The 20383-nt window shown below is 59.9% G+C and carries 19 protein-coding genes; 12 read left to right on the top strand and 7 right to left on the bottom strand.

Annotated elements, in window-relative coordinates; genetic code table 11:
• Nucleotides 1-1209 (bottom strand): bifunctional phosphopantothenoylcysteine decarboxylase/phosphopantothenate--cysteine ligase CoaBC, encoded by a 1209-nt coding sequence (gene coaBC, locus QLG10_RS00430; protein WP_110748192.1) that lies wholly within the window; start codon nt 1207-1209, stop codon nt 1-3.
• A 136-nt stretch (nt 1210-1345) separates the two neighbouring features.
• Between coaBC and radC the strand changes: the two genes are divergently transcribed.
• Complete coding sequence (radC, locus tag QLG10_RS00425) at nt 1346-2020, top strand: DNA repair protein RadC (protein WP_110748189.1); 675 nt, start codon at nt 1346-1348, stop codon at nt 2018-2020.
• 114 nt (nt 2021-2134) lie between these two features.
• On the opposite strand, the gene QLG10_RS00420 is transcribed toward radC, so the two are convergent.
• Nucleotides 2135-3721, bottom strand: coding sequence for an ABC transporter substrate-binding protein (locus tag QLG10_RS00420; protein WP_110748186.1), 1587 nt, complete (start codon nt 3719-3721; stop codon nt 2135-2137).
• 445 nt (nt 3722-4166) lie between these two features.
• On the opposite strand from QLG10_RS00420, the gene rpmB reads away from it, so the two are divergent.
• On the top strand, nt 4167-4400 hold the full coding sequence (gene rpmB, locus QLG10_RS00415) for a 50S ribosomal protein L28 (protein WP_003176907.1): 234 nt from the start codon (nt 4167-4169) through the stop codon (nt 4398-4400).
• 11 nt (nt 4401-4411) lie between these two features.
• Nucleotides 4412-4567 (top strand): 50S ribosomal protein L33, encoded by a 156-nt coding sequence (gene rpmG, locus QLG10_RS00410; RefSeq protein ID WP_007894709.1) that lies wholly within the window; start codon nt 4412-4414, stop codon nt 4565-4567.
• A 70-nt stretch (nt 4568-4637) separates the two neighbouring features.
• Here the strand turns inward: rpmG and QLG10_RS00405 are convergent, their stop codons facing one another.
• A complete protein-coding gene (locus QLG10_RS00405) occupies nt 4638-5000 on the bottom strand; it encodes a cupin domain-containing protein (protein ID WP_008054608.1) in 363 nt (120 codons plus the stop codon).
• A gap of 233 nt (nt 5001-5233) precedes the next feature.
• Between QLG10_RS00405 and QLG10_RS00400 the strand changes: the two genes are divergently transcribed.
• Both QLG10_RS00400 and QLG10_RS00395 read left to right on the top strand, forming a co-directional pair.
• Nucleotides 5234-6727, top strand: coding sequence for an aldehyde dehydrogenase (locus tag QLG10_RS00400; RefSeq protein WP_188263375.1), 1494 nt, complete (start codon nt 5234-5236; stop codon nt 6725-6727).
• A gap of 251 nt (nt 6728-6978) precedes the next feature.
• Nucleotides 6979-8121 (top strand): MFS transporter, encoded by a 1143-nt coding sequence (locus QLG10_RS00395; RefSeq protein WP_033044259.1) that lies wholly within the window; start codon nt 6979-6981, stop codon nt 8119-8121.
• A 79-nt stretch (nt 8122-8200) separates the two neighbouring features.
• Here QLG10_RS00395 and QLG10_RS00390 read toward each other — a convergent pair whose 3' ends face one another.
• Nucleotides 8201-9769, bottom strand: coding sequence for a phospholipase D family protein (locus QLG10_RS00390; RefSeq protein WP_282485246.1), 1569 nt, complete (start codon nt 9767-9769; stop codon nt 8201-8203).
• Nucleotides 9770-9829: 60 nt separating this feature from the next.
• Entirely contained in the window at nt 9830-11263 is a 1434-nt protein-coding gene (locus QLG10_RS00385) for a PLP-dependent aminotransferase family protein (protein ID WP_282485245.1), read from the bottom strand.
• 179 nt (nt 11264-11442) lie between these two features.
• On the opposite strand from QLG10_RS00385, the gene QLG10_RS00380 reads away from it, so the two are divergent.
• Nucleotides 11443-11688 (top strand): DUF1127 domain-containing protein, encoded by a 246-nt coding sequence (locus QLG10_RS00380; protein ID WP_110748177.1) that lies wholly within the window; start codon nt 11443-11445, stop codon nt 11686-11688.
• 140 nt (nt 11689-11828) lie between these two features.
• Here the strand turns inward: QLG10_RS00380 and QLG10_RS00375 are convergent, their stop codons facing one another.
• Nucleotides 11829-13142, bottom strand: a complete 1314-nt coding sequence (locus QLG10_RS00375; protein WP_282485244.1) for an FAD-binding oxidoreductase — start codon at nt 13140-13142, stop codon at nt 11829-11831.
• A 146-nt stretch (nt 13143-13288) separates the two neighbouring features.
• On the opposite strand from QLG10_RS00375, the gene QLG10_RS00370 reads away from it, so the two are divergent.
• Nucleotides 13289-13642, top strand: coding sequence for a YkgJ family cysteine cluster protein (locus QLG10_RS00370; RefSeq protein ID WP_282485243.1), 354 nt, complete (start codon nt 13289-13291; stop codon nt 13640-13642).
• A gap of 38 nt (nt 13643-13680) precedes the next feature.
• Here the strand turns inward: QLG10_RS00370 and QLG10_RS00365 are convergent, their stop codons facing one another.
• Nucleotides 13681-14169 (bottom strand): Lrp/AsnC ligand binding domain-containing protein, encoded by a 489-nt coding sequence (locus QLG10_RS00365; protein ID WP_003206849.1) that lies wholly within the window; start codon nt 14167-14169, stop codon nt 13681-13683.
• Between the two features lie 157 nt (nt 14170-14326).
• Between QLG10_RS00365 and dadA the strand changes: the two genes are divergently transcribed.
• The 5 genes from dadA (at nt 14327) to QLG10_RS00340 (ending at nt 20276) form a co-directional block, all read left to right on the top strand.
• On the top strand, nt 14327-15631 hold the full coding sequence (dadA, locus tag QLG10_RS00360) for a D-amino acid dehydrogenase (RefSeq protein WP_282485242.1): 1305 nt from the start codon (nt 14327-14329) through the stop codon (nt 15629-15631).
• 119 nt (nt 15632-15750) lie between these two features.
• On the top strand, nt 15751-16824 hold the full coding sequence (gene alr / locus QLG10_RS00355) for an alanine racemase (RefSeq protein WP_248677963.1): 1074 nt from the start codon (nt 15751-15753) through the stop codon (nt 16822-16824).
• A 127-nt stretch (nt 16825-16951) separates the two neighbouring features.
• Nucleotides 16952-17500 (top strand): cupin domain-containing protein, encoded by a 549-nt coding sequence (locus QLG10_RS00350; RefSeq protein WP_020797889.1) that lies wholly within the window; start codon nt 16952-16954, stop codon nt 17498-17500.
• 182 nt (nt 17501-17682) lie between these two features.
• The gene (locus QLG10_RS00345) at nt 17683-18096 is read left to right on the top strand and encodes a c-type cytochrome (protein WP_110748166.1); all 414 of its coding nucleotides are present in this window, start codon (nt 17683-17685) and stop codon (nt 18094-18096) included.
• Between the two features lie 257 nt (nt 18097-18353).
• Complete coding sequence (locus tag QLG10_RS00340) at nt 18354-20276, top strand: acetyl-CoA hydrolase/transferase family protein (protein WP_188263377.1); 1923 nt, start codon at nt 18354-18356, stop codon at nt 20274-20276.
• Nucleotides 20277-20383 lie beyond the last annotated feature (107 nt).

The following is a 20383-nucleotide window of genomic DNA, read 5'->3' as shown; positions in this document are numbered from 1 at the left end:
TTAAACCTGGTTCAGACGTTCGGCGATAAAAGTGATCAGCTGGCGAGCAATCTTGCTCTTGCTGGTCTGGGCGAAGAGTGTGGCGTGAAGTTCACGGTCGATTACGCTGCAGGCGTTTTCTTCGCTGTTGAAGCCAATGCTCGGGTTGGCGACGTCGTTGGCGACGATCAAATCGAGGTTCTTGTCTTTCAGCTTGCGGGCAGCGTAGTCGAGCAGGTGTTCGGTTTCGGCGGCGAAACCGACACTGAATGGTCGGTCGGGGCGTGTAGCGATGCTGGCCAGGATGTCCGGGTTGCGCACCATTTGTAGCAACAAGCCGTCGCCGTTCGTAGGATCTTTCTTGAGTTTCTGTGGTGCGACGACTTCTGGGCGGTAGTCCGCGACCGCTGCCGAGGCGATAAACAGGTCGCAAGGAATCGCCGCTTCGCACGCGGCGAGCATGTCGCGGGCGCTGACTACGTCGATGCGCGTAACACGGTCCGGGGTCGGCAGATGCACCGGGCCCGTGATCAGGGTTACGCGGGCGCCGGCTTCAACCGCCGCTTCGGCCAGGGCAAAGCCCATTTTTCCGGAGCTGTGGTTGGTGATGTAGCGCACCGGGTCGATGTTTTCCTGGGTTGGGCCGGCGGTGATCAGCACGTGCTTGCCGGTCAGTGCCTGGCGCTGGAAGCAGTCTGCCGCGCATTGAGCCAGCTCCGTCGCTTCGAGCATGCGCCCCAGGCCGACGTCGCCGCAGGCCTGGCTGCCCGAAGCTGGACCGAAGGCCTTGATGCCACGGCTTTCGAGAGTTTGCAGGTTGGCCTGGGTGGCCGGGTCGCGCCACATGGCCTGGTTCATCGCCGGAGCGACGGCCACCACTGCGTCGGTGGCCAGCACCAGCGTAGTCAGCAGGTCATCGGCAATACCCTGGGCCAGGCGCGCGATCAAATCCGCGGTGGCGGGTGCGATCAGCACCAGATCGGCCCATTTGGCCAGCTCAATGTGGCCCATCGCCGCTTCGGCCGCCGGGTCCAACAGGTCCAGGTGCACTGGATGCCCGGACAGGGCCTGCATGGTCAGCGGAGTAATGAATTCAGCGCCGCCACGGGTCATGACCACGCGCACTTCCGCGCCCTGATCGATCAGGCGGCGAACCAGGTCGGCGCTCTTGTAGGCAGCGATACCGCCGCCGACGCCCAGAACAATGCGTTTCCGATACAGCCGCTGCATAGGCCTGCCTTTCATTTTCGTTGATGACTGCGTTGCGATACCCCCTCCCCAGGAGTGAAATCGCCCGCAAAAAAGATGGGCTACGATATCACAGCGACCGCTACGGAACAGCGGCGCCCACAGACAGGGAGGTGCTATGAGTATTCGCGATTGGCCGGCTTCGGAACGGCCGCGGGAGAGGTTGCTTGAACAGGGCTCGGGAAGTCTTTCGGACGCCGAGTTGCTGGCGATATTTTTACGAACTGGCGTGGTGGGTAAAAGTGCCGTCGATCTGGCGCGACACCTGTTGAATCAATTTGGCAGCCTGCGTTTGCTGTTGGAGGCCGACCAGGAAACGTTCAGCAAGCAATTGGGGCTCGGTCCGGCGAAATTCGCGCAGTTGCAGGCTGCTCAGGAAATGAGCAGGCGCCACTTGGCCGAGCGTGCGCGCGAAAAATCGGCCCTGGAAAACCCGCAGGCGGTGCGTGAATACCTCAAGTCGATGCTGCGTCATGAGCCCCACGAGGTGTTTGGGTGCCTGTTTCTCGACTCCAGGCATCAGGTCCTGGCGTTTGAGGTGCTGTTTCGCGGCTCGATCGACAACACCAGCGTTCACCCGCGGCAAGTGGTCAAGCGTGCATTGGCTCACAATGCTGCGGCACTGATCCTCTGTCACAACCATCCGTCGGGCAATACTGACCCCAGTCAGGCTGACCGGATGCTGACCAAGCGCCTGCAGAAGGCGCTGGACCTCATCGATGTGCGGGTGCTCGACCATTTCATCATTGGCGATGGCAGCCCGCTATCGATGGCCGAATACGGTTGGATGTGACCCCGATCTGTAGGAGCCGGCTTGCTGGCGATAGCGTCGGTACACTCAAATTTCGAACTTGCTGGCCTCATTCGCCAGCAAGCCTGCTCCTACAGTGTTTTGTGATGAAGTGGCCTATTTGATGTTGACCTTCGAGTAATCCTGTCGCCCAAACGGGCTGACCGAGTATCCCTCGACACTCTTGCTGGTCAGGGCGAAGGCGGTCGGATGCGCCAGGGGCAGCCACAACGCCTGTTGCTGGATCTGCGTCTGTGCCTGTTCGTAGAGCTTGGTGCGCACGCCTTGCTCACCGGTGGTCTTTCCGGCGCTGATCAACTTGTCCAGGTCCTGGTTGCAATAGCGCGCAAAGTTGGTGCCGGACTTGACGGCTGCGCAGGAAAACTGCGGCGTGAGGAAGTTGTCGGGGTCACCGTTGTCACCCGCCCAGCCCATGAACAGCAAGTCGTGTTCGCCGGCCTTGGCGCGGCGAATCAGCTCGCCCCATTCGATCACGCGGATTTCGGCTTGAATGCCGATTTCCGCCAGATCGGACTGCAGCATTTGGGCGCCGAGACTCGGGTTAGGGTTCAGCAGGCTGCCGGAAGGCCGGGTCCAGATCGTAGTCTGGAAACCCTCCTTGAGCCCGGCCTTGGCCATCAACGCCTTGGCCTTCTCGATGTCATGCGAGTACCCCGGCAATGTTTTCGCATAGCTCCAGGTGTTGGGCGGGTAGGGGCCGTTGGCAGGTTCGGCGGTGTCTTCGAACACGGCCTTGACGTAGTTGGCCTTGTCGAAGGCGAGGTTGATCGCCTGGCGCACTTCGGGTTTGTCCAAAGGCGGGTGTTGACTGTTGATGGCAACGAAGGCGGTCATGAAGGCGTCAGTCTTTTCGACTTTCAGCGTCGGCTCCTTCAGCGCCGCCTGGACATCCAGAGGCTTGGGCGACAGGGCGATCTGGCATTCATTGCGGCGTAGTTTCTGCAAGCGCACGTTGGCGTCAGGGGTGATGGCAAAGATCAGCGGGTCGACCGAGGGCTTGCCGCCGAAGTACTCGGCATTGGCTTTGTAGCGAACCGTGGCGTCCTTCTGGAAACGCGTGAAAACGAACGGGCCAGTGCCGATCGGTTGGCTGTTGAGCTTTTCCGGCGTGCCGGCTTTCATCAGCTTGTCAGCGTACTCGGCCGAGTAAATCGAGGCGAAGCCCATGCTCAGGGTGGCGAGGAAGGTGGAGTCCGGGTGATCCAGGGTGAAACGAATGGTCAGGGGGTCAAGTGCGTCGATCTTCTTGATCAGTGCGGGCAATTGCATCGACTGAGCATGGGGAAAGCCGCTCTGGGCGACTTTGTGCCATGGGTTGGCCGGATCGAGCATGCGGTCAAAGCTGAACTTCACGTCCTCGGCAGTCAGTTCGCGCGTGGGGCTGAAGTAGTCGGTGCGATGAAATTTCACCTGGGGGTGCAACTTGAAGATGTAGGTCAGGCCATCCGGCGTGACCTCCCAGCTGTCTGCGAGGCTGGCGACCACTTTGCCGCTGGCCGTGTCGAAGTCTACCAGGCGGTTCATCAGCACGTCGGCCGAGGCGTTGGTGGTGGTCAGCGAGTTGTATTGCACCACATCGAACCCTTCGGGGCTGGCCTCGGTGCAGACGCTCAGGGCGGCGGCGTAGGCCTGTGGGCCCAGCAGGAGCGGGGCAAGCAACAGCGGTAGGGCAGCGAGGCGCATGGTCGGGTTCCTTTACAGATCGAAGGCCCATCTGCAAGTGCAGTCTGGAAAAGGCTTACCCTAGTGGGCTGGATTGCAAATGACTATCCCCTTTTTCGTTTTCAGGGGACTATAGGCGATCGATTCGGGTGAGCACTGGTTGGAAAGCGCTGGATTGGCCTGTCGGGAAGATTCTCTGCGACGAGCGGTCGCAAGCGACGATAGCCTTGATCCAAGGCGTCTGGCGCCTGAAAAATGGGGTTTTTATCAATTCAACGCACACCGAATGTTGTTGCTCTCCAGTCTTTCTGGTATAAAGCAGCGCTCTTTTCTAGGGGCCCGGTTCCTTCACTGTAGGTGTAGCCGGTAAGACCTCTAAAGAATCGCGGCGCCTGGCGCCACAATGACTAGAGATTAAGCGGCCAACCCATGCCGGGTTGGGCATGTGGTTTTAGAGGGCTGAGGCATGTCTAGAGTATGTCAAGTTACCGGTAAGGGTCCGGTAACTGGGAATAACATTTCCCACGCAAACAACAAAACCCGTCGTCGTTTCCTGCCGAACCTGCAGCATCACCGCTTCTGGGTTGAAGAAGAGAAACGTTTCGTGCGTCTGCGCGTATCTGCCAAAGGCATGCGTATCATCGACAAGCGTGGCATCACTGTCGTGCTGGCCGAAATCCGCGCTGCTGGCAAGATCTAAGGGAGCTAATCATGCGTGAATTGATTCGTTTGATTTCGAGCGCCGGTACTGGTCACTTCTACACTACCGACAAGAACAAGCGTACTACCCCGGACAAAATCGAGATCAAGAAATTTGATCCGGTTGTTCGCAAGCACGTGATCTACAAGGAAGGCAAAATCAAGTAATTGATTTTTCCCGACTTACGAAAAAGGCCCGTATCGCAAGATACGGGCCTTTTTTGTTGCCTGCAAAAAGTCAGGCCTTCTGTTCAAACGCCACATAGATCTTGCGGCAAGGCTCCAGCACTTCCCAAGTGCCGCGGAAGCCGGCCGGGATCACGAAGCGATCGCCCGCGCGTACGGTTTTGCTGTTGCCGTCGTTGTCACGCAGCACAGACACACCCTGGACGATTTCGCAGTATTCGTGCTCCGTGAAATTCACCAACCACTGGCCGACCGCGCCTTCCCACACACCGGCATTCAGCTGACCGCAAGGGCTGTTGTAGTGGTTGTACACGGCTTGCTCGGGATCGCCCTTGAGGACTTTCGCCGGGTCTGGGCGATAGCGTTCGACGGCAGTGGTGGCCTGGCTGAAGTCGACGATGTTCTGGATGCTCATTGTTGTATTCCCCCGTGATTGCGACGCGAGTGGTTGAAAGAGCCAAAGTCTATGTTTATTAAAATGAACATCGCAAGGCCGTTTGCCGGTGTTGTGTCAAATATATTGAAACTTCACCTGCCGCTGGTTTAGGGTGGTGGTTGCCTTCGGCCGTAAGCAGGCTGGCCGGCAGAATTCCTGACAGCGCCCGCGAAGAACGCGGGTGTCGTATTCAACAAGAGGAGGACACTCGCATGACCACCCTGACTCGTGCCGACTGGGAGCAACGCGCTCGCGATCTGAAGATCGAAGGCCGCGCCTACATCAATGGTGAATACACCGATGCCGTCTCCTCCGAGACCTTTGAGTGCATCAGCCCGGTCGATGGCCGCCTGCTGGGCAAGATCGCCAGCTGTGACGCCGCCGATGCCCAGCGCGCTGTTGAAAACGCCCGCGCCACCTTTAATTCCGGTGTGTGGTCGCGCCTGGCGCCAACCAAGCGCAAAGCCACCATGATTCGATTCGCCGGCCTGCTGAAACAGCACGCCGAAGAGCTGGCCCTGCTTGAAACCCTGGACATGGGCAAGCCGATCAGCGACTCCCTGTACATCGACGTTCCTGGCGCGGCGCAAGCCCTGAGCTGGAGCGGCGAAGCCATCGACAAGATCTATGACGAAGTGGCGGCAACCCCGCACGATCAGCTGGGTCTGGTCACTCGCGAGCCAGTCGGTGTTGTCGGTGCCATCGTGCCGTGGAACTTCCCGTTGATGATGGCGTGCTGGAAACTCGGCCCGGCGCTGTCCACCGGTAACTCGGTGATCCTCAAACCGTCGGAAAAATCCCCGCTGACTGCCATCCGCATCGCTGCCCTGGCCGTCGAAGCCGGTATTCCGAAAGGTGTGCTTAACGTGCTGCCGGGTTACGGTCACACCGTCGGCAAGGCCTTGGCCCTGCACAACGATGTCGACACCCTGGTATTCACCGGTTCGACCAAGATCGCCAAGCAACTGCTGATCTACTCCGGCGAATCGAACATGAAGCGCGTCTGGCTCGAAGCCGGTGGCAAGAGTCCCAACATCGTGTTCGCCGATGCACCGAACCTGCAAGAAGCCGCCGAAGCTGCTGCGGGCGCCATCGCGTTCAACCAGGGCGAAGTCTGCACCGCTGGTTCGCGCCTGCTGGTGGAACGCTCCATCAAGGATAAATTCCTGCCGCTGGTGATCGAAGCCCTGAAGACCTGGAAGCCAGGCAACCCGCTGGATCCGGCGACGAATGTCGGTGCGCTGGTCGATACCCAGCAGATGAACACCGTGCTGTCGTACATCGAGTCTGGTCATGCCGACGGCGCCAAACTGGTGGCCGGTGGCAAGCGCACGCTTCAGGAGTCGGGGGGCACCTACGTTGAGCCAACCATTTTCGACGGCGTAAGCAACGCGATGAAAATCGCCCAGGAAGAAATCTTCGGGCCAGTGTTGTCGGTCATCACCTTCGACAGCGCCGAAGAAGCCGTCGCCATCGCCAACGACACGCCTTACGGCCTGGCCGCCGCGGTGTGGACTGCCGACATTTCCAAGGCTCACCTGACCGCCCGCGCATTGCGTGCCGGTAGCGTCTGGGTCAACCAGTACGATGGTGGCGACATGACGGCGCCGTTCGGTGGCTTCAAGCAGTCCGGCAACGGTCGCGACAAGTCGCTGCATGCGTTCGACAAGTACACCGAGCTGAAGGCGACCTGGATCAAGTTGTAATGTGACACGAGCCCCGGTGCATTCCGGGGCTCAACGCAGATCCCCTGTGGGAGCGAGCCTTTGTGGTGAGGGGATTTATCCCCGTTCGGCTGCGAAGCAGTCGCAAAGCCAGTGCAAGCGGTGTATCGATACGCCGCTGTTGCAGGTTTTGGGGCCGCTTCGCGACCCAACGGGGATAAATCCCCTCACCACAAAGGTTCGCTCCCACAATGTTTTGTGCTGTACAAAAATTATCCACAGGAGCGTGGAACATGCGTTGGGCGACGTATTTCGCCGTATTGGCGTCCGTCTTGAGTGTCGGCCTGGCCCTGGGTGTCAGCATGCCGCTGGTGTCGTTTCGCCTGGAAAGCTGGGGATACGGCTCGTTTGCCATCGGCGTAATGGCCGCGATGCCGGCCATTGGTGTTTTATTAGGCGCGAAGATTTCCAGTCACCTGGCAGCGCGCCTGGGCACGGCCAATCTGATGCGCTTGTGTTTGTGGGGTGGGGCTGTGTCCATCGGCCTGCTGGCATTGTTGCCCAGCTATCCGATCTGGCTGGTGCTGCGCTTGTTGATCGGCGTGGTTCTGACCCTGGTGTTCATCCTCGGTGAGAGCTGGATCAACCAACTGGTGGTCGAAGAGTGGCGCGGGAGGCTGGTGGCGCTGTACGGCAGTAGTTATGCGTTGAGCCAATTGGCTGGGCCGATACTGCTGGGCGTCCTGGGCACCCAGCACGATTATGGCTTCTGGGTTGGCGTCGGATTGCTGGTGGCGGCACCGTTGCTGTTGTTGGGCCGCAGTGGTGCGCCCAGTAGCGAGGCCTGCAGCGTGACCTTCGGTGATTTGCTGACTTTCTGCCGTGGCCTGCCGGCGATTGCCTGGGCGGTGTCGCTGTTCGCGGCGTTCGAAGCGATGATCTTGACGTTACTGCCGGTGTATTGCCTGCGCCAGGGCTTCACCACGGAAATCGCCCTGGCGATGGTCAGCACGGTGGTGGTGGGGGATGCTTTGCTGCAATTGCCCATCGGCGCGCTGGCGGACCGGATGTCGCGCCGAGCATTGTTCACCTGGTGCGCGGTAGTCCTGTTGGTGTCGAGCCTGGCGATCCCGCTGCTGATCGACACTCTGATGATCTGGCCGCTGTGGGTGCTGTTCGGCGCCAGTGCTGGCGGGCTGTTTACCTTGTCGCTGATCCTGATTGGCGAGCGTTATCGCGACGATGCGCTGGTCCGAGCCAATGCCCACATCGCACAGTTGTGGGGCATCGGTTGCCTGCTCGGGCCGTTGATCGCCGGTGCTGGCAGCCAGTGGATCAGCGGGCACGCGTTGCCATTGCTGATGGCGGCGGGAGCGTTTGGCCTGGTGATTCTGCTCTCGCGCCAAGGGGCATTTGGCGCGGTACAGCCAGCATAAGATCAAAAGATCGAAATTTTTCGGCAGCGCCTGCAGGCGATCGCATTTCAGTGGCAGGACTGCCGAACGCTCGGATCTTTTAAAGCATGCGCTCCAGTCCCACTGTAGTGCTGAGCCAGGCATTGAATCGTCGCCACCAACTGGCCGGCTCTTCGGTCAGGGTGTGCATCTTGCCGTCGTCTTCGGTCACCCATACCAAGTGGCCATTCTCCAGCCGTGCCTGATAACTCAGGGCTGGTGCCATGCCTTCCAATGCCAGCGCGCGCACGCGGGCCGCGAGTTCCGGGCTGTCCACGAGCACGCCGACTTCGGTGTTCCACAGTACCGAGCGCGGATCGAAGTTGAATGAACCGATGAAGGATTTCTGTTGGTCGAAGATGATCGCCTTGCTGTGCAGGCTGGAGTCAGACTCGCCATAGGACCTGCTGGAAAACAGGCGCGGTCCGCTGCCACTTTCATCGCCGGGCTGGCGGCGCAGTTCGAAGAGTTGTACGCCATGCTCCAGCAACGCTTTGCGATACGGGGCGTAGCCGCCATGCACCGCCGGTACGTCCGTGGCCTCCAATGAATTGGTCAGCAACCTCACCGACACGCCGGCATCGGCGCGGCCGGTCAGATACACCAGGCCCGGCTGACCGGGCACGAAATAAGCGGAAATCATCACCAGTTCTTTACTGACGCCATCGAGTTCGGGCGCCAATTGGGTGGTCAGCAGCAGGTGCGGGTCCGGCTCGCCGTCCGCAAGCACTTTGCTCGGTGCATCCCACAACGCCTGGTTCCAGGCCCAGATCAGCTCTTTGCGCCAGGTATCCAGGCGCGGGTCCGTGGCAAACTTCCTCAACTGCTGAAAGAGCGCATGGTTCTGTTTGCGTGATTGTTCCAGGGATTCTTCCAATCGGGTCCGGGTATTTTTCAGGTCCTGTGCGGTCGGTTTGCTCGACAGAAACTGTTCGACCGGTTTGCTCAGGGCGCTATTCCAGTATTGGTCGAAACTGTGCCCGAGCTGCTCCGCGACCGGGCCGACGCCGAGGATGTCGATGTCGGTAAAATTCAGATTGGGTTCGGCATCGAAATACTCGTCACCCAGATTACGCCCGCCGACGATGGCCATGCTGTTGTCCGCCAGCCACAGCTTGTTGTGCATGCGCCGATGTTGTTGTGACAAGTTGAACAAGCGGCCCATGGTCCGCGTTACGCCGGTGCTTCGCCCCAGGTGCAAAGGGTTGAACACTCGAATCTGGATCTGCGGATGCGCTGCAAGCGTGGCGATGGTGACGTCCTGGCCGTCACTGGTGGTGTCGTCGAGCAGGATGCGCACACGCACCCCGCGGTCGGCGGCCTTGAGCAATTCCTCCACCAGCATTCGCGTGCTGACGCCGTCATGCACGATGTAGTACTGCAAATCGAGACTGCCTTGGGCGTTGCGGATCAGTTCGGCGCGGGCGGTGAAGGCTTCGGTGCTGTCCGATAGCAGGCGAAACCCGGATTTCCCTTCATAGGGAGCCGCCTGGGCCTGGACCGAACGGCCAAATGCCGAAGCGCTCGCTGGCAGCGCCTGGCTTTGTTCGCGCTGCACGTCGAGGCTGGCGCAGCCGCCAAGGAACGAAGCAAGTAACACCAGAGCTAGCAGGGGCTGTCTGATTCTCACGTGGGACCGTTCCGATTGGCGGCAGATGTTGGTATATGGACGCTAGTTTGCGCAGAAAGGTCAGTCAGTCAGCCCGTTGGTTTGCGCCAGCAGTTGAATGGCAGCGGCGCCGACCTTGCGCACAGCTTCTTCAACCTGTGCTCTTGGTTTGGCAGCGTAGTTCATGCGCAGGCAATTGCGGTACTTGCCCGAGGCAGAAAAGATGCTGCCGACGGCAATCTGTACGCCCTGATCGTGCAAGGCGCGATTGAGTTTCAGGGTGTCGAAGCCTTCCGGCAACTCGACCCACAGCATGAAACTGCCTTGCGGGCGGCTGGCGCGGGTGCCTGCGGGGAAATACCGCGTGACCCAATCGATCATCGCGTCGCGATTGCGCTGGTACTGCGTGCGCATGCGCCGCAAATGCGGTTCGAAATGACCGGCCTTGAGAAACTCGGCGATGGCAATCTGTGGCTGCGGCGCGGTCGAACCGGTGCTGATGTATTTCATGTGCAGCACGCGCTCCAGATAGCGTCCCGGCGCGACCCAGCCAATACGCAGGCCTGGGGCGAGGGTTTTGGAAAACGAACTGCACAGCAGGACACGACCGTCTTCGTCGAAGGATTTGATGGTGCGCGGACGCGGATAGCTGTAGGCCAGCTCGCCATACACATCGTCTTCGATGATCGCCACGTCAAAGCGCTGTGCAAGCGTCAACAGTGAGCGTTTGCGCGACTCCGGCATGATATAGCCCAGCGGGTTGTTGCAGTTGGGGGTCAACTGTATGGCCTTGATCGGCCACTGTTCCAATGCCAGTTCCAGTGCGTCCAGGCTGATCCCGGTGAGCGGGTCGGTGGGGATTTCCAGGGCTTTCATCCCCAGGCCCTTGAGGGTTTGCATGGCGCCATGAAAGCTCGGCGAATCCACGGCCACGATATCGCCTGGCTCACAGATCGAACGAATGCTGGTGGACAGCGCCTCGTGGCAGCCAGTCGTTACCACCAGGTCGCCGGGGGCCAGTTGGCAGCCGGAATCGAGCATCAGCCGGGCGATCTGCTCGCGCAGTTCCAGATTGCCGTGGATGTTGTCGTAATACAGGCCGGGCATGTCTTGTCGGCGGCTGAGCTGCGCCAGGCCGCGCAGCAGTGGCTTGAGGGTCGGCGTTGTGATGTCCGGCATGCCGCGACCCAGTTGCACCACATCCTTGCGCGGTACCGCTCGGATCAGCTCCAGCACCTGGTCCCATTGGGAAATATCTACCGGCCGCTGAGCCGGGCGACCGACCGCTGGAAGTTCGGGCAGATCGCGGCTGACCGGCACGAAATATCCGGATTTAGGCCTTGGTGTGGCCAGTCCGCTGTCTTCCAGCACGCGATAAGCCTGCTGCACCGTGCTCAGACTGACGCCGTGTTCAACACTCAGCGCGCGCACCGACGGCAGTCGGTCACCGGGGCGATAGAAGCCTTGTTCGATTCGCGTGCCGAGCAGTTCGGCGAGGTTGACGTAGAGAGTCATGGTGCAGTCTCGTCTGAGGTCGTGGGATTGACCAGTACAGATGGAGCAAAAAATCAGGATTCAGTACCTGCAGCGTTAAATCTGTATGGAGATAATACAGTTTGGTTGAATCTGTAATGCTTTTCGCCGTCCACGCATCATGAAAGCTCTGGCTACCCAAGTAAACAGGAGCAATCAAAATGAATGGCTTGAGCGATGTGCGGCTGACGTTACACAGTCAGGAGCTGACGGCAGGGCAGGAGCACGGAGCGCGCGAGGCGGACATGCGCGGCGCGCCGTCAGGCCTGAAGCGCTGGGATCGGTTCTGGCGTCGTCTGCACACGCGCAAGGCATTACTGGAATTGACACCCGCTCAGCTCAAGGATGTCGGGCTGACGCGTGAGCAGGCGCGGGAGGAGGGGCTTAAGCCTTTCTGGAGAGTTTGAACATTGCGGTGTTCATTCGATCCATTCGCGGGCAAGCCCGCTCCCACGAGGACCGCGTCGGTCACAGATGTTTTGTACGACGCGGCTCCTGTGGGAGCGGGCTTGCCCGCGAAGAGGCCCGGTGAGCCGAAACCAAACGATCAGACCAACTCTTTGAGCCGATGCCACAACATCCCCAGCGCCAACAACGGCGAGCGCAAATGCTTACCGCCGGGGAAAGTAATGTGCGGCACCTGGGCGAACAGATCGAAGCCACCGCTGTGCTGCCCGCTAATGGCCTCGGCCAGCAGCTTGCCCGCCAGGTGCGTGGCGTTCACCCCGTGACCGGAATATGCCTGGGCGTAATACACATTCGGCTGATCCTTGAGTCGCCCGATCTGCGGTAGACGGTTGGCGCCGATACCGATCATCCCGCCCCACTGATAATCGATCCTCACGTCGGCCAATTGCGGGAAGACGTCCAGCATTTTTGGCCGCATATAGGCGGCGATATCTTTCGGGTCCCGCCCTGAGTAATGGCAGGCACCGCCGAACAGCAGGCGGCGATCCGCGGAGAGTCGATAGTAATCCAGCGCCACCCGCTGATCGCAGACCGCCATGTTCTGCGGCAACAGTGCGTGGGCCCGTTCTTCGCTCAAGGGTTCGGTGGCGATGACATAGCTGCCGGCGGGTAACACCTTGCCGCTGAGTTCGGGATTGAGCTCATTGAGGTAGGCGTTGCAACCCAGTACCAGCGTCTTTGCCCGGACCAAACCTGTGGCGGTGTGCACCTTGACCTCGGGGCCGTAGTCGATGCGCGTGACGGCCGACTGTTCGAACAGTTTCACGCCCAGTTGCCGGGCGGCGGCGGCTTCGCCCAGCGCCAGGTTCAGTGGGTGCAGATGCCCGGAACCCATGTCGATCAAACCGCCGACGTAGCGGTCGGAGCCCACCACGGTGTGCATTTCATGGGGTTGCAGCAGACGGGTTTCGTAGCCGTAGCCGAGGCTGCGCAATTCTTCGGCGTCTTCGGCGAACCCTTCGAGATCACGGGGCTTGTTGGCCAGGTCGCAGTAACCCCACGTCAGGTCGCAGGGGATCTGAAAACGCTCGACCCGCTGTCGGACGATTTCTACGGCTTCCAGGCCCATGAGCTTCATCTGACGTACACCGTCGGCGCCGATCACGCTGGCAAACTGATCAAGGCCATGGCCGACCCCGCGAATCAACTGCCCGCCATTGCGGCCGCTGGCGCCCCAGCCGATTTTATGGGCTTCCAGCAGCACCACGCTCAGGCCGCGTTCCGCCAGTTCCAGTGCTGTGTTCAACCCGGAGAAACCGCCACCGACCACGCAAACGTCAGCCATCTGTTCGCCAGACAGCACCGGATAGTCAGGCTGAGGCAGGCTGCTGGCGCCGTAATAGGAGGCGGTGTGCCGGTGATTCGGGACAGGCTGCTGGGCACGGCCATTCATGTGCGTGATCCTGATGGGTGTGTCTGGAAAATTCGACGGAGCATAAGCCGGACCTCGAAGGCGGGCAACACTGGTCGCTCGGTGCTGTCTGGTTGGGGATTTTTAAGTCAGAATCTGCCTCTGTTTCGAGATCGGTAATAGTTTGGATGAGCTGCAACAGTCAGAAAATTCGCACGTTGCGCCAGCAGATTCCCTCGTTCGAGTGCGTCCCCGGCTGCCATGACTGCTGTGGTCCGGTAACAACCTCGCCGGAGGAAATGTCCCGCCTGCCACGCAAGAGCCGCGCCGAGCAGGATGCGGCGATGGATGAATTCAACTGCGTCCATCTGGGGCCGAACGGCTGCACGGTGTATGACGAACGGCCGCTGATCTGTCGGTTGTTTGGCACTACTAAAACACTGCCATGCCCCAATGGGCGGCGGCCGGTAGAGCTGATTCACCCTCGGGTCGAGAAGCAGATCCATGAATACATGGCCAGCACCCGGCAGGTTCTTGTTTGATCGTTCCCACGCTCCGCCTGGGAACGATCCATGTCGAGTCAATCCGGAATCGGCAGGTTCAGACTCTCCTTCACCTCTTCCATCACGATATAGCTCTTTGATTCGCGCACATGCGGCAGCTTGAGCAGGATGTCGCCCAGCAGTTTGCGGTACGAGGCCATCTCCGATATCCGCGCCTTTACCAGGTAGTCGAAATCGCCTGATACCAAGTGGCACTCCAGGACGTGGGGCAGTTTCAGCACGGCGCGTCGGAATTCTTCGAAGGTGTCGCCGGACTTGTAGTCGAGGCTGATCTCGACGAACACCAGCAGGCTTCCCTTGAGGTGCTGCGGATTGAGCCGGGCGTTGTAGCCCATGATGATCCCTTCGCGCTCCAGGCGCCGCACCCGCTCGGTACAGGGCGTGGTCGAGAGCCCGACCTTTTCCCCAAGCTCGGTAAACGATATGCGCCCATCCGCTTGCAGGATCCGCAGGATATTGCGGTCGATCTTGTCCAGCTCACGTTTGGTTTGAGTGTTGGTACGCATAGGGGATGCGCCTCCGTGAAAAGGGTTTTTGCCGAGAATTGTCGCCAAATATAGGCGCTTATATAGTGAAAAGCACTGGCAAATCTTTTTTACACTGCGCACATCCGAAGCTTTGAACAACAAACGTCAGCGGTTAGCCGCGATGAGGGAAATGAAAATGCGCGTTATGGTCTTGGGTAGCGGCGTCATCGGTACCACCAGTGCTTATTATCTGGCACGCGCCGGGTTTGAAGTGGTGGTAGTGGACCGGCAGCCGGCTGCTGCCATGGAGACCAGTTTCGCCAACGCCGGGCAGGTCTCGCCGGGCTATGCCTCGCCGTGGGCCGCGCCGGGTGTGCCGCTCAAGGCTATCAAATGGCTGCTGCAGCGCCATGCGCCCCTGGCGATCAAGGCCACTGCCGACATCGATCAGTACCTGTGGATGGCACAGATGCTGCGCAACTGCACCGCCAGCCGCTACGCGGTGAACAAGGAGCGCATGGTCCGCCTGTCCGAGTACAGCCGTGACTGCCTTGACGAACTGCGCGCCGAAACCGGTATTGCCTACGAAGGCCGCAGCCTGGGTACTACGCAGTTGTTCCGCACCCAGGCTCAGCTCGATGGCGCTGCAAAAGACATCGCCGTGTTGAAAGAGTCCGGCGTGCCGTTCGAACTGCTTGACCGCGAAGGCATTGCCCGCGTCGAGCCGGCCCTGGCCAATGTGACGGACATCCTCGCCGGTGCCCTGCGCCTGCCGAATGACCAGACTGGCGACTGCCAGATGTTCACTAACAAGTTGGCAGAGATGGCCACTAACCTTGGCGTGCAATTCCGCTTTGGCCAGGACATTCAGAGCCTCGACTTCGCCGGTGACCGCATCAACGGTGTGTGGATCGATGGCAAGCTGGAAACCGCTGACCGCTACGTGCTGGCACTCGGCAGCTACTCGCCGCAATTGCTCAAGCCGCTGGGCATCAAGGCGCCGGTGTATCCGCTCAAGGGTTACTCCCTGACCGTGCCGATCACCAACCCGGCTATGGCCCCGACTTCGACCATTCTCGACGAGACCTACAAAGTCGCGATCACCCGTTTCGACAACCGTATCCGCGTTGGCGGCATGGCGGAAATCGCCGGTTTTGACCTGTCGCTCAACCCGCGTCGGCGCGAAACCCTGGAGATGATCGTCAACGACCTTTATCCTCAGGGCGGCAATCTGGCCGAGGCCAGCTTCTGGACCGGCCTGCGTCCGACCACGCCGGACGGCACGCCGATTGTCGGCGCTACCCCGTTCAAGAACCTGTTCCTGAACACCGGTCACGGTACCCTCGGTTGGACCATGGCGTGTGGCTCTGGCCGCTTGCTGGCCGACCTGATGGCCAAGAAAAAGCCGCAGATCAGTGCTGAAGGGCTGGATATCTCCCGGTATGGCAGCAACCGTCAGGAGCCTGCAAAACATGTCAATCCAGCGCCGGCTCACCAGTGAGTCCACTCTAGGCGCGCTGCGAAAGCGATAATGCGAGATCTCTCTCCCGGTGCTACTGGCGGTTATCGCCGCCCGCAGCGCCGGTTTTTTATTAACCGACCGACCAGAAGTCTGCCGCCATGCGTCCTGCCCGTGCCCTGATCGACCTCCAAGCCCTGCGTCACAATTACCAGATCGCCCGTGAAGTCACGGGTGCCCGTGCTCTTGCGGTGATCAAGGCCGATGCCTACGGCCATGGCGCGGTGCGGTGTGCCCAGGCGCTGGAAGCCGAGGCGGACGGGTTCGCCGTGGCGTGCATCGAAGAGGCCCTGGAGTTGCGGGCGGCGGGCATTCGCGCGCCGGTGTTGCTGCTTGAAGGTTTTTTCGAGGCCGATGAGCTGCCGCTGATCGTCGAGCATGATTTCTGGTGCGTGGTGCATTCGCTGTGGCAACTCGAAGCGATCGAGAAAGCTGCATTGAGCAAGCCGATCACGGTCTGGCTCAAGCTCGACTCGGGCATGCACCGCGTCGGCCTGCATCCGAAGGACTATCAGGCAGCCTATCAACGGCTGCTGGCCAGCGGGAAAGTGGCGAAGATTGTGCTGATGAGTCACTTTGCCCGTGCTGACGAATTGAACTGCCAGGCCAGTGTCGAGCAGGTCGCGGTCTTCGAAGCGGCGCGTCAGGGATTGTCGGCCGAGGTCAGCCTGCGAAATTCCCCGGCGGTGCTGGGTTGGCCGCAGATTCCCAGTGACTGGGTTCGCCCGGGGATCATGCTGTACGGCGCCACGCCGTTCGAGGAAGCCAACGCCGTGGCTTCGCGCCTGCAACCGGTGATGACCCTTGAGTCGAAGGTGATCAGCGTCCGTGAATTGCCCGCTGGAGAGCCGATCGGCTACGGAGCCAAATTCATTACCCAGAAGCCGATGCGCGTTGGCGTGGTGGCCATGGGTTATGCCGATGGCTATCCGCGGCTGGCGCCGACCGGTACGCCAGTATTGGTCGCCGGGCAACGCAGCCAGTTGATCGGCCGGGTGTCGATGGACATGCTGTGCGTCGATCTGACTGACATTCCACGAGCAGGCCTGGGCTCGACCGTCGAGTTATGGGGCAAAAACATCCTCGCCAGCGACGTGGCCATCGCCGCCGGCACGATTCCGTACCAGATCTTCTGCAACCTGCGCCGGGTGCCAATGCTCTATTCCGGGAGCTAGGGCAAAGCCGCCCAGACCGGAAGTCGCCTCGCCGAACAGGATTCAGGTCAAGGTGTTGTAAATACTGAACGCTGTCGCCATGATAACGCTCAATATTCCAACAACCTGAATCCTTGGAGGCGCAAGCTTGGACGTCGGTGAACGACTGCAATCAATCCGCAAGCTCAAAGGTCTTTCCCAGCGTGAGCTCGCCAAACGCGCGGGCGTCACCAACAGCACGATTTCGATGATCGAGAAGAACAGCGTCAGCCCCTCGATCAGTTCGCTGAGGAAGGTGTTGGGCGGGATTCCCATGTCCATGGTCGAGTTCTTTTCCGAAGAAATCCTGCAGGAAATACCGACTCAGATCGTCTACAAAGCCAACGAGCTGATCGATATTTCCGATGGTGCAGTGACCATGAAACTGGTCGGCCGGGCTCACCCGAGCCGCGCTATCGCATTCCTCAATGAAATCTACCCGCCAGGCGCCGATACCGGTGAGGAGATGCTCACCCATGAGGGCGAGGAAACCGGGATTTTGCTGGAAGGGCGACTGGAACTGGTGGTTGGGCTTGAAACTTTTGTGCTCGAAGCTGGCGATAGCTACTACTTTGAAAGTACCAAGCCGCATCGTTTCCGTAATCCATTCGATGCGCCGGCGCGACTAATCAGCGCAGCAACACCCGCCAACTTCTAAGGAAAGAGGCGTCCTGCCAGCACGGCGGAGGCACTCGAGCCGTTTGACCGTTGCGCAACAAGACCCCTTCGACTTTGGGGTTGTTTCAGTGTCGCGGGCTTACCGCTATACTTGCGCCCGCCTGCGAACCGTGGCCGTAGGCGTGACTAGCCACCATTGAGGGTGAACGCGTGAATCTAATTATGAAAATGCTGGCCGCACCAGCAACCGTACTGGCCCTCTGGGCTGTCAGCGCTCAAGCTGCGACCAATGACGAAATCGCCAAGCGCCTTGAGCCAGTCGGCCAGGTTTGTGTCCAGGGCCAAGAGTGCAAGGGCATGGAAGTCGCCGCTGCGGCTGGCGGCGGCGGTGGTGCCAAGGCACCTAAAGATGTCATTGCCAAGCATTGCAATGCTTGCCACGGCACCGGCCTGCTGGGCGCGCCGAAGATCGGTGACAAAGCCGCTTGGAAAGAGCGCGCCGACCACCAGGGCGGCCTCGATGGCATCCTGGCCAAAGCCATTACCGGCATCAACTCGATGCCGCCAAAAGGCACCTGCGCCGACTGCACCGACGACGACCTCAAGGGCGCCATCAAAGAGATGTCCGGCCTGTAACCAGTCCGCCTCTTTCGCGAAAAAGCCGCTTGCGAGCGGCTTTTTTGTGTCTGAAATTTCATTAAATGCCGCTGCCCCCTGTAGGAGCGAGCATGCTCGCGAAAAACCTGAAAACGCCGCGGGGCATCAGGCTTCCAGCGTCATCGTTGACGACCATCGCGAGCATGCTCGCTCCTACAATGTTTTTTTGTGGCGGCCGAAGCAAAGACCCGGCAAGCTCGGTCCAACCTCATTCATGGAATGTACGGGAGGATCGGATGGTACAGCTGTGTTCTATCGAGCAAGCGGTCGATGAAGTGTTGGCGAGGTTGCCGGCGCATATTCACATGGGCTTGCCCTTGGGACTGGGTAAACCGAATAACTTCGCCAACGCGCTGTATCAACGAATCGCTCAGTTGCCTGAGCGACGGCTGACGATTTACACCGCGTTGTGCCTGGGGCGCCCGCCCTTGGGCGATGGCTTGCAAAAGCGCTTCCTTGAACCCTTTATCGAACGGGTTTTCGGCGATTATCCGGAGCTGGAATTCCTCGCCGACCTGCGTCGCGATGATTTACCGGGCAACATTCACATCCAGCAATTCTTCATGCAGCCCGGCAGTCTGCTCAACAGCGCCACGGCGCAACAGGATTACGTCAGCAGCAACTACAGCCATGCCGCCCGGGACATTAACGCTGCCGGTTTGAACTTGATTGCTCAATTGGTGGCCAGTCATCCCGAACACCCCGATCGCTTGAGCTTGAGTTGCAACCCGGACATCACCCTCGACCTGCTGCCGATGGTTGCCAGGCGCCGTGCAGAAGGGGAGACGATCCTGATGGTCGGGCAGGTGCACGACGATTTGCCCTACATGCCCGGTGACGCTGAAGTCGGCATCGACACCTTCGACCTGTTGATCGACGAGAAAGACAGCACCACGCTGTTTTCCACGCCGAACATGCCGGTGGGTTTCCAGGATCATTTCATTGGCCTGCACGCCAGCACACTAGTGCGTGATGGCGGCACCCTGCAGATCGGCATCGGTTCCATGGGCGATGCGCTGACCGCTGCGTTGCTGGCGCGTCAGGCTGACAACGACGCCTATAAGGCTTTACTGAGCGACCTGAATCTTGACCCGTGGGCGCAGTTGATCGAGCGCGAAGGTGGCACCGAACCGTTCGCCAAAGGCTTGTACGGTTGCAGCGAAATGTTCGTCAACGGCCTGCTGGTGCTGGCTGACGCCGGGATCGTGCGGCGCAAGGTTTACCCGGACGTGCCGACCCAACGCCAGGCCAATGCCGGAACCCTCGACGAAGCGGCGCAAACCGACGGTATTTCGGTGCACGGCGGCTTCTTCCTCGGCCCGCGCAGTTTCTATCAGCGCCTGCGAGAATTGCCGCAAAGCAAGCGTCTCGAATTCAACATGACCCGCATCAGCTACATCAACGAGCTGTACGGGCAGGAAGAGCTCAAACGCCTGCAGCGGCTCGATGCACGATTTATCAACACCGCGTTTACCGTAACCCTGCTAGGCGCCGGTGTGGCGGATCAGCTTGAAGATGGGCGCGTGGTCAGCGGGGTGGGTGGGCAATACAACTTCGTTGTCCAGGGCCATGCGCTGCAAGGTGCGCGTTCGGTGTTGCTGCTGCGTAGCTGGCGTGAGTCGGCGGGTGACGTCAGTTCCAATATTGTCTGGGAGTACGGTCATTGCACCATCCCCAGGCACCTGCGGGACATCGTGGTTACCGAGTACGGCATTGCCGATCTGCGAGGCAAGACGGATGCGGCGGTGATCGAAGCCCTGTTGAACATCAGCGACTCGCGTTTTCAGCCGGGCTTGATCGAGCAGGCACAGAAGGTCGGCAAGTTACCGAAGGATTTCCACCTGGACCCGCGTTTTACCGACAACACACCACAGCGGTTGCTGGGGATTGAGGCGCTGCATTCGCAGTTGTTTCCGGAGTATCCGCTGGGGTGCGATTTCACCGACGTGGAGCGGGACCTGTTGCGGGCGCTGAACTGGCTCAAGAGCAAATTCAAACTCAGCGAAGTGCTGGAGTTGGGCAAGGCTGCGCTGGATGCGCCGGAGCCTTCTTCGTACCCGGAACATCTGGAACGGATGCAACTGACCAGCCCGGATGGCTTGAAAGAAGACCTGTTTCAGCGGTTGCTGCTAACCGGCCTGAAGGTCACCGCGCAATAACTAACACCACAAAACAAATGTGGGAGCGGGCTTGCTCGCGAAAGCGGTGTGTCAGTCAAAGTTGATGTCGACTGACCCACCGCTTTCGCGAGCAAGCCCGCTCCCAC

The organism is Pseudomonas sp. V98_8, from assembly GCF_029967975.1.
In the GTDB taxonomy this organism is placed as follows: Bacteria; Pseudomonadota; Gammaproteobacteria; order Pseudomonadales; family Pseudomonadaceae; genus Aquipseudomonas; species Aquipseudomonas umsongensis.
This window is presented reverse-complemented; position numbering and strand designations above follow the sequence as displayed.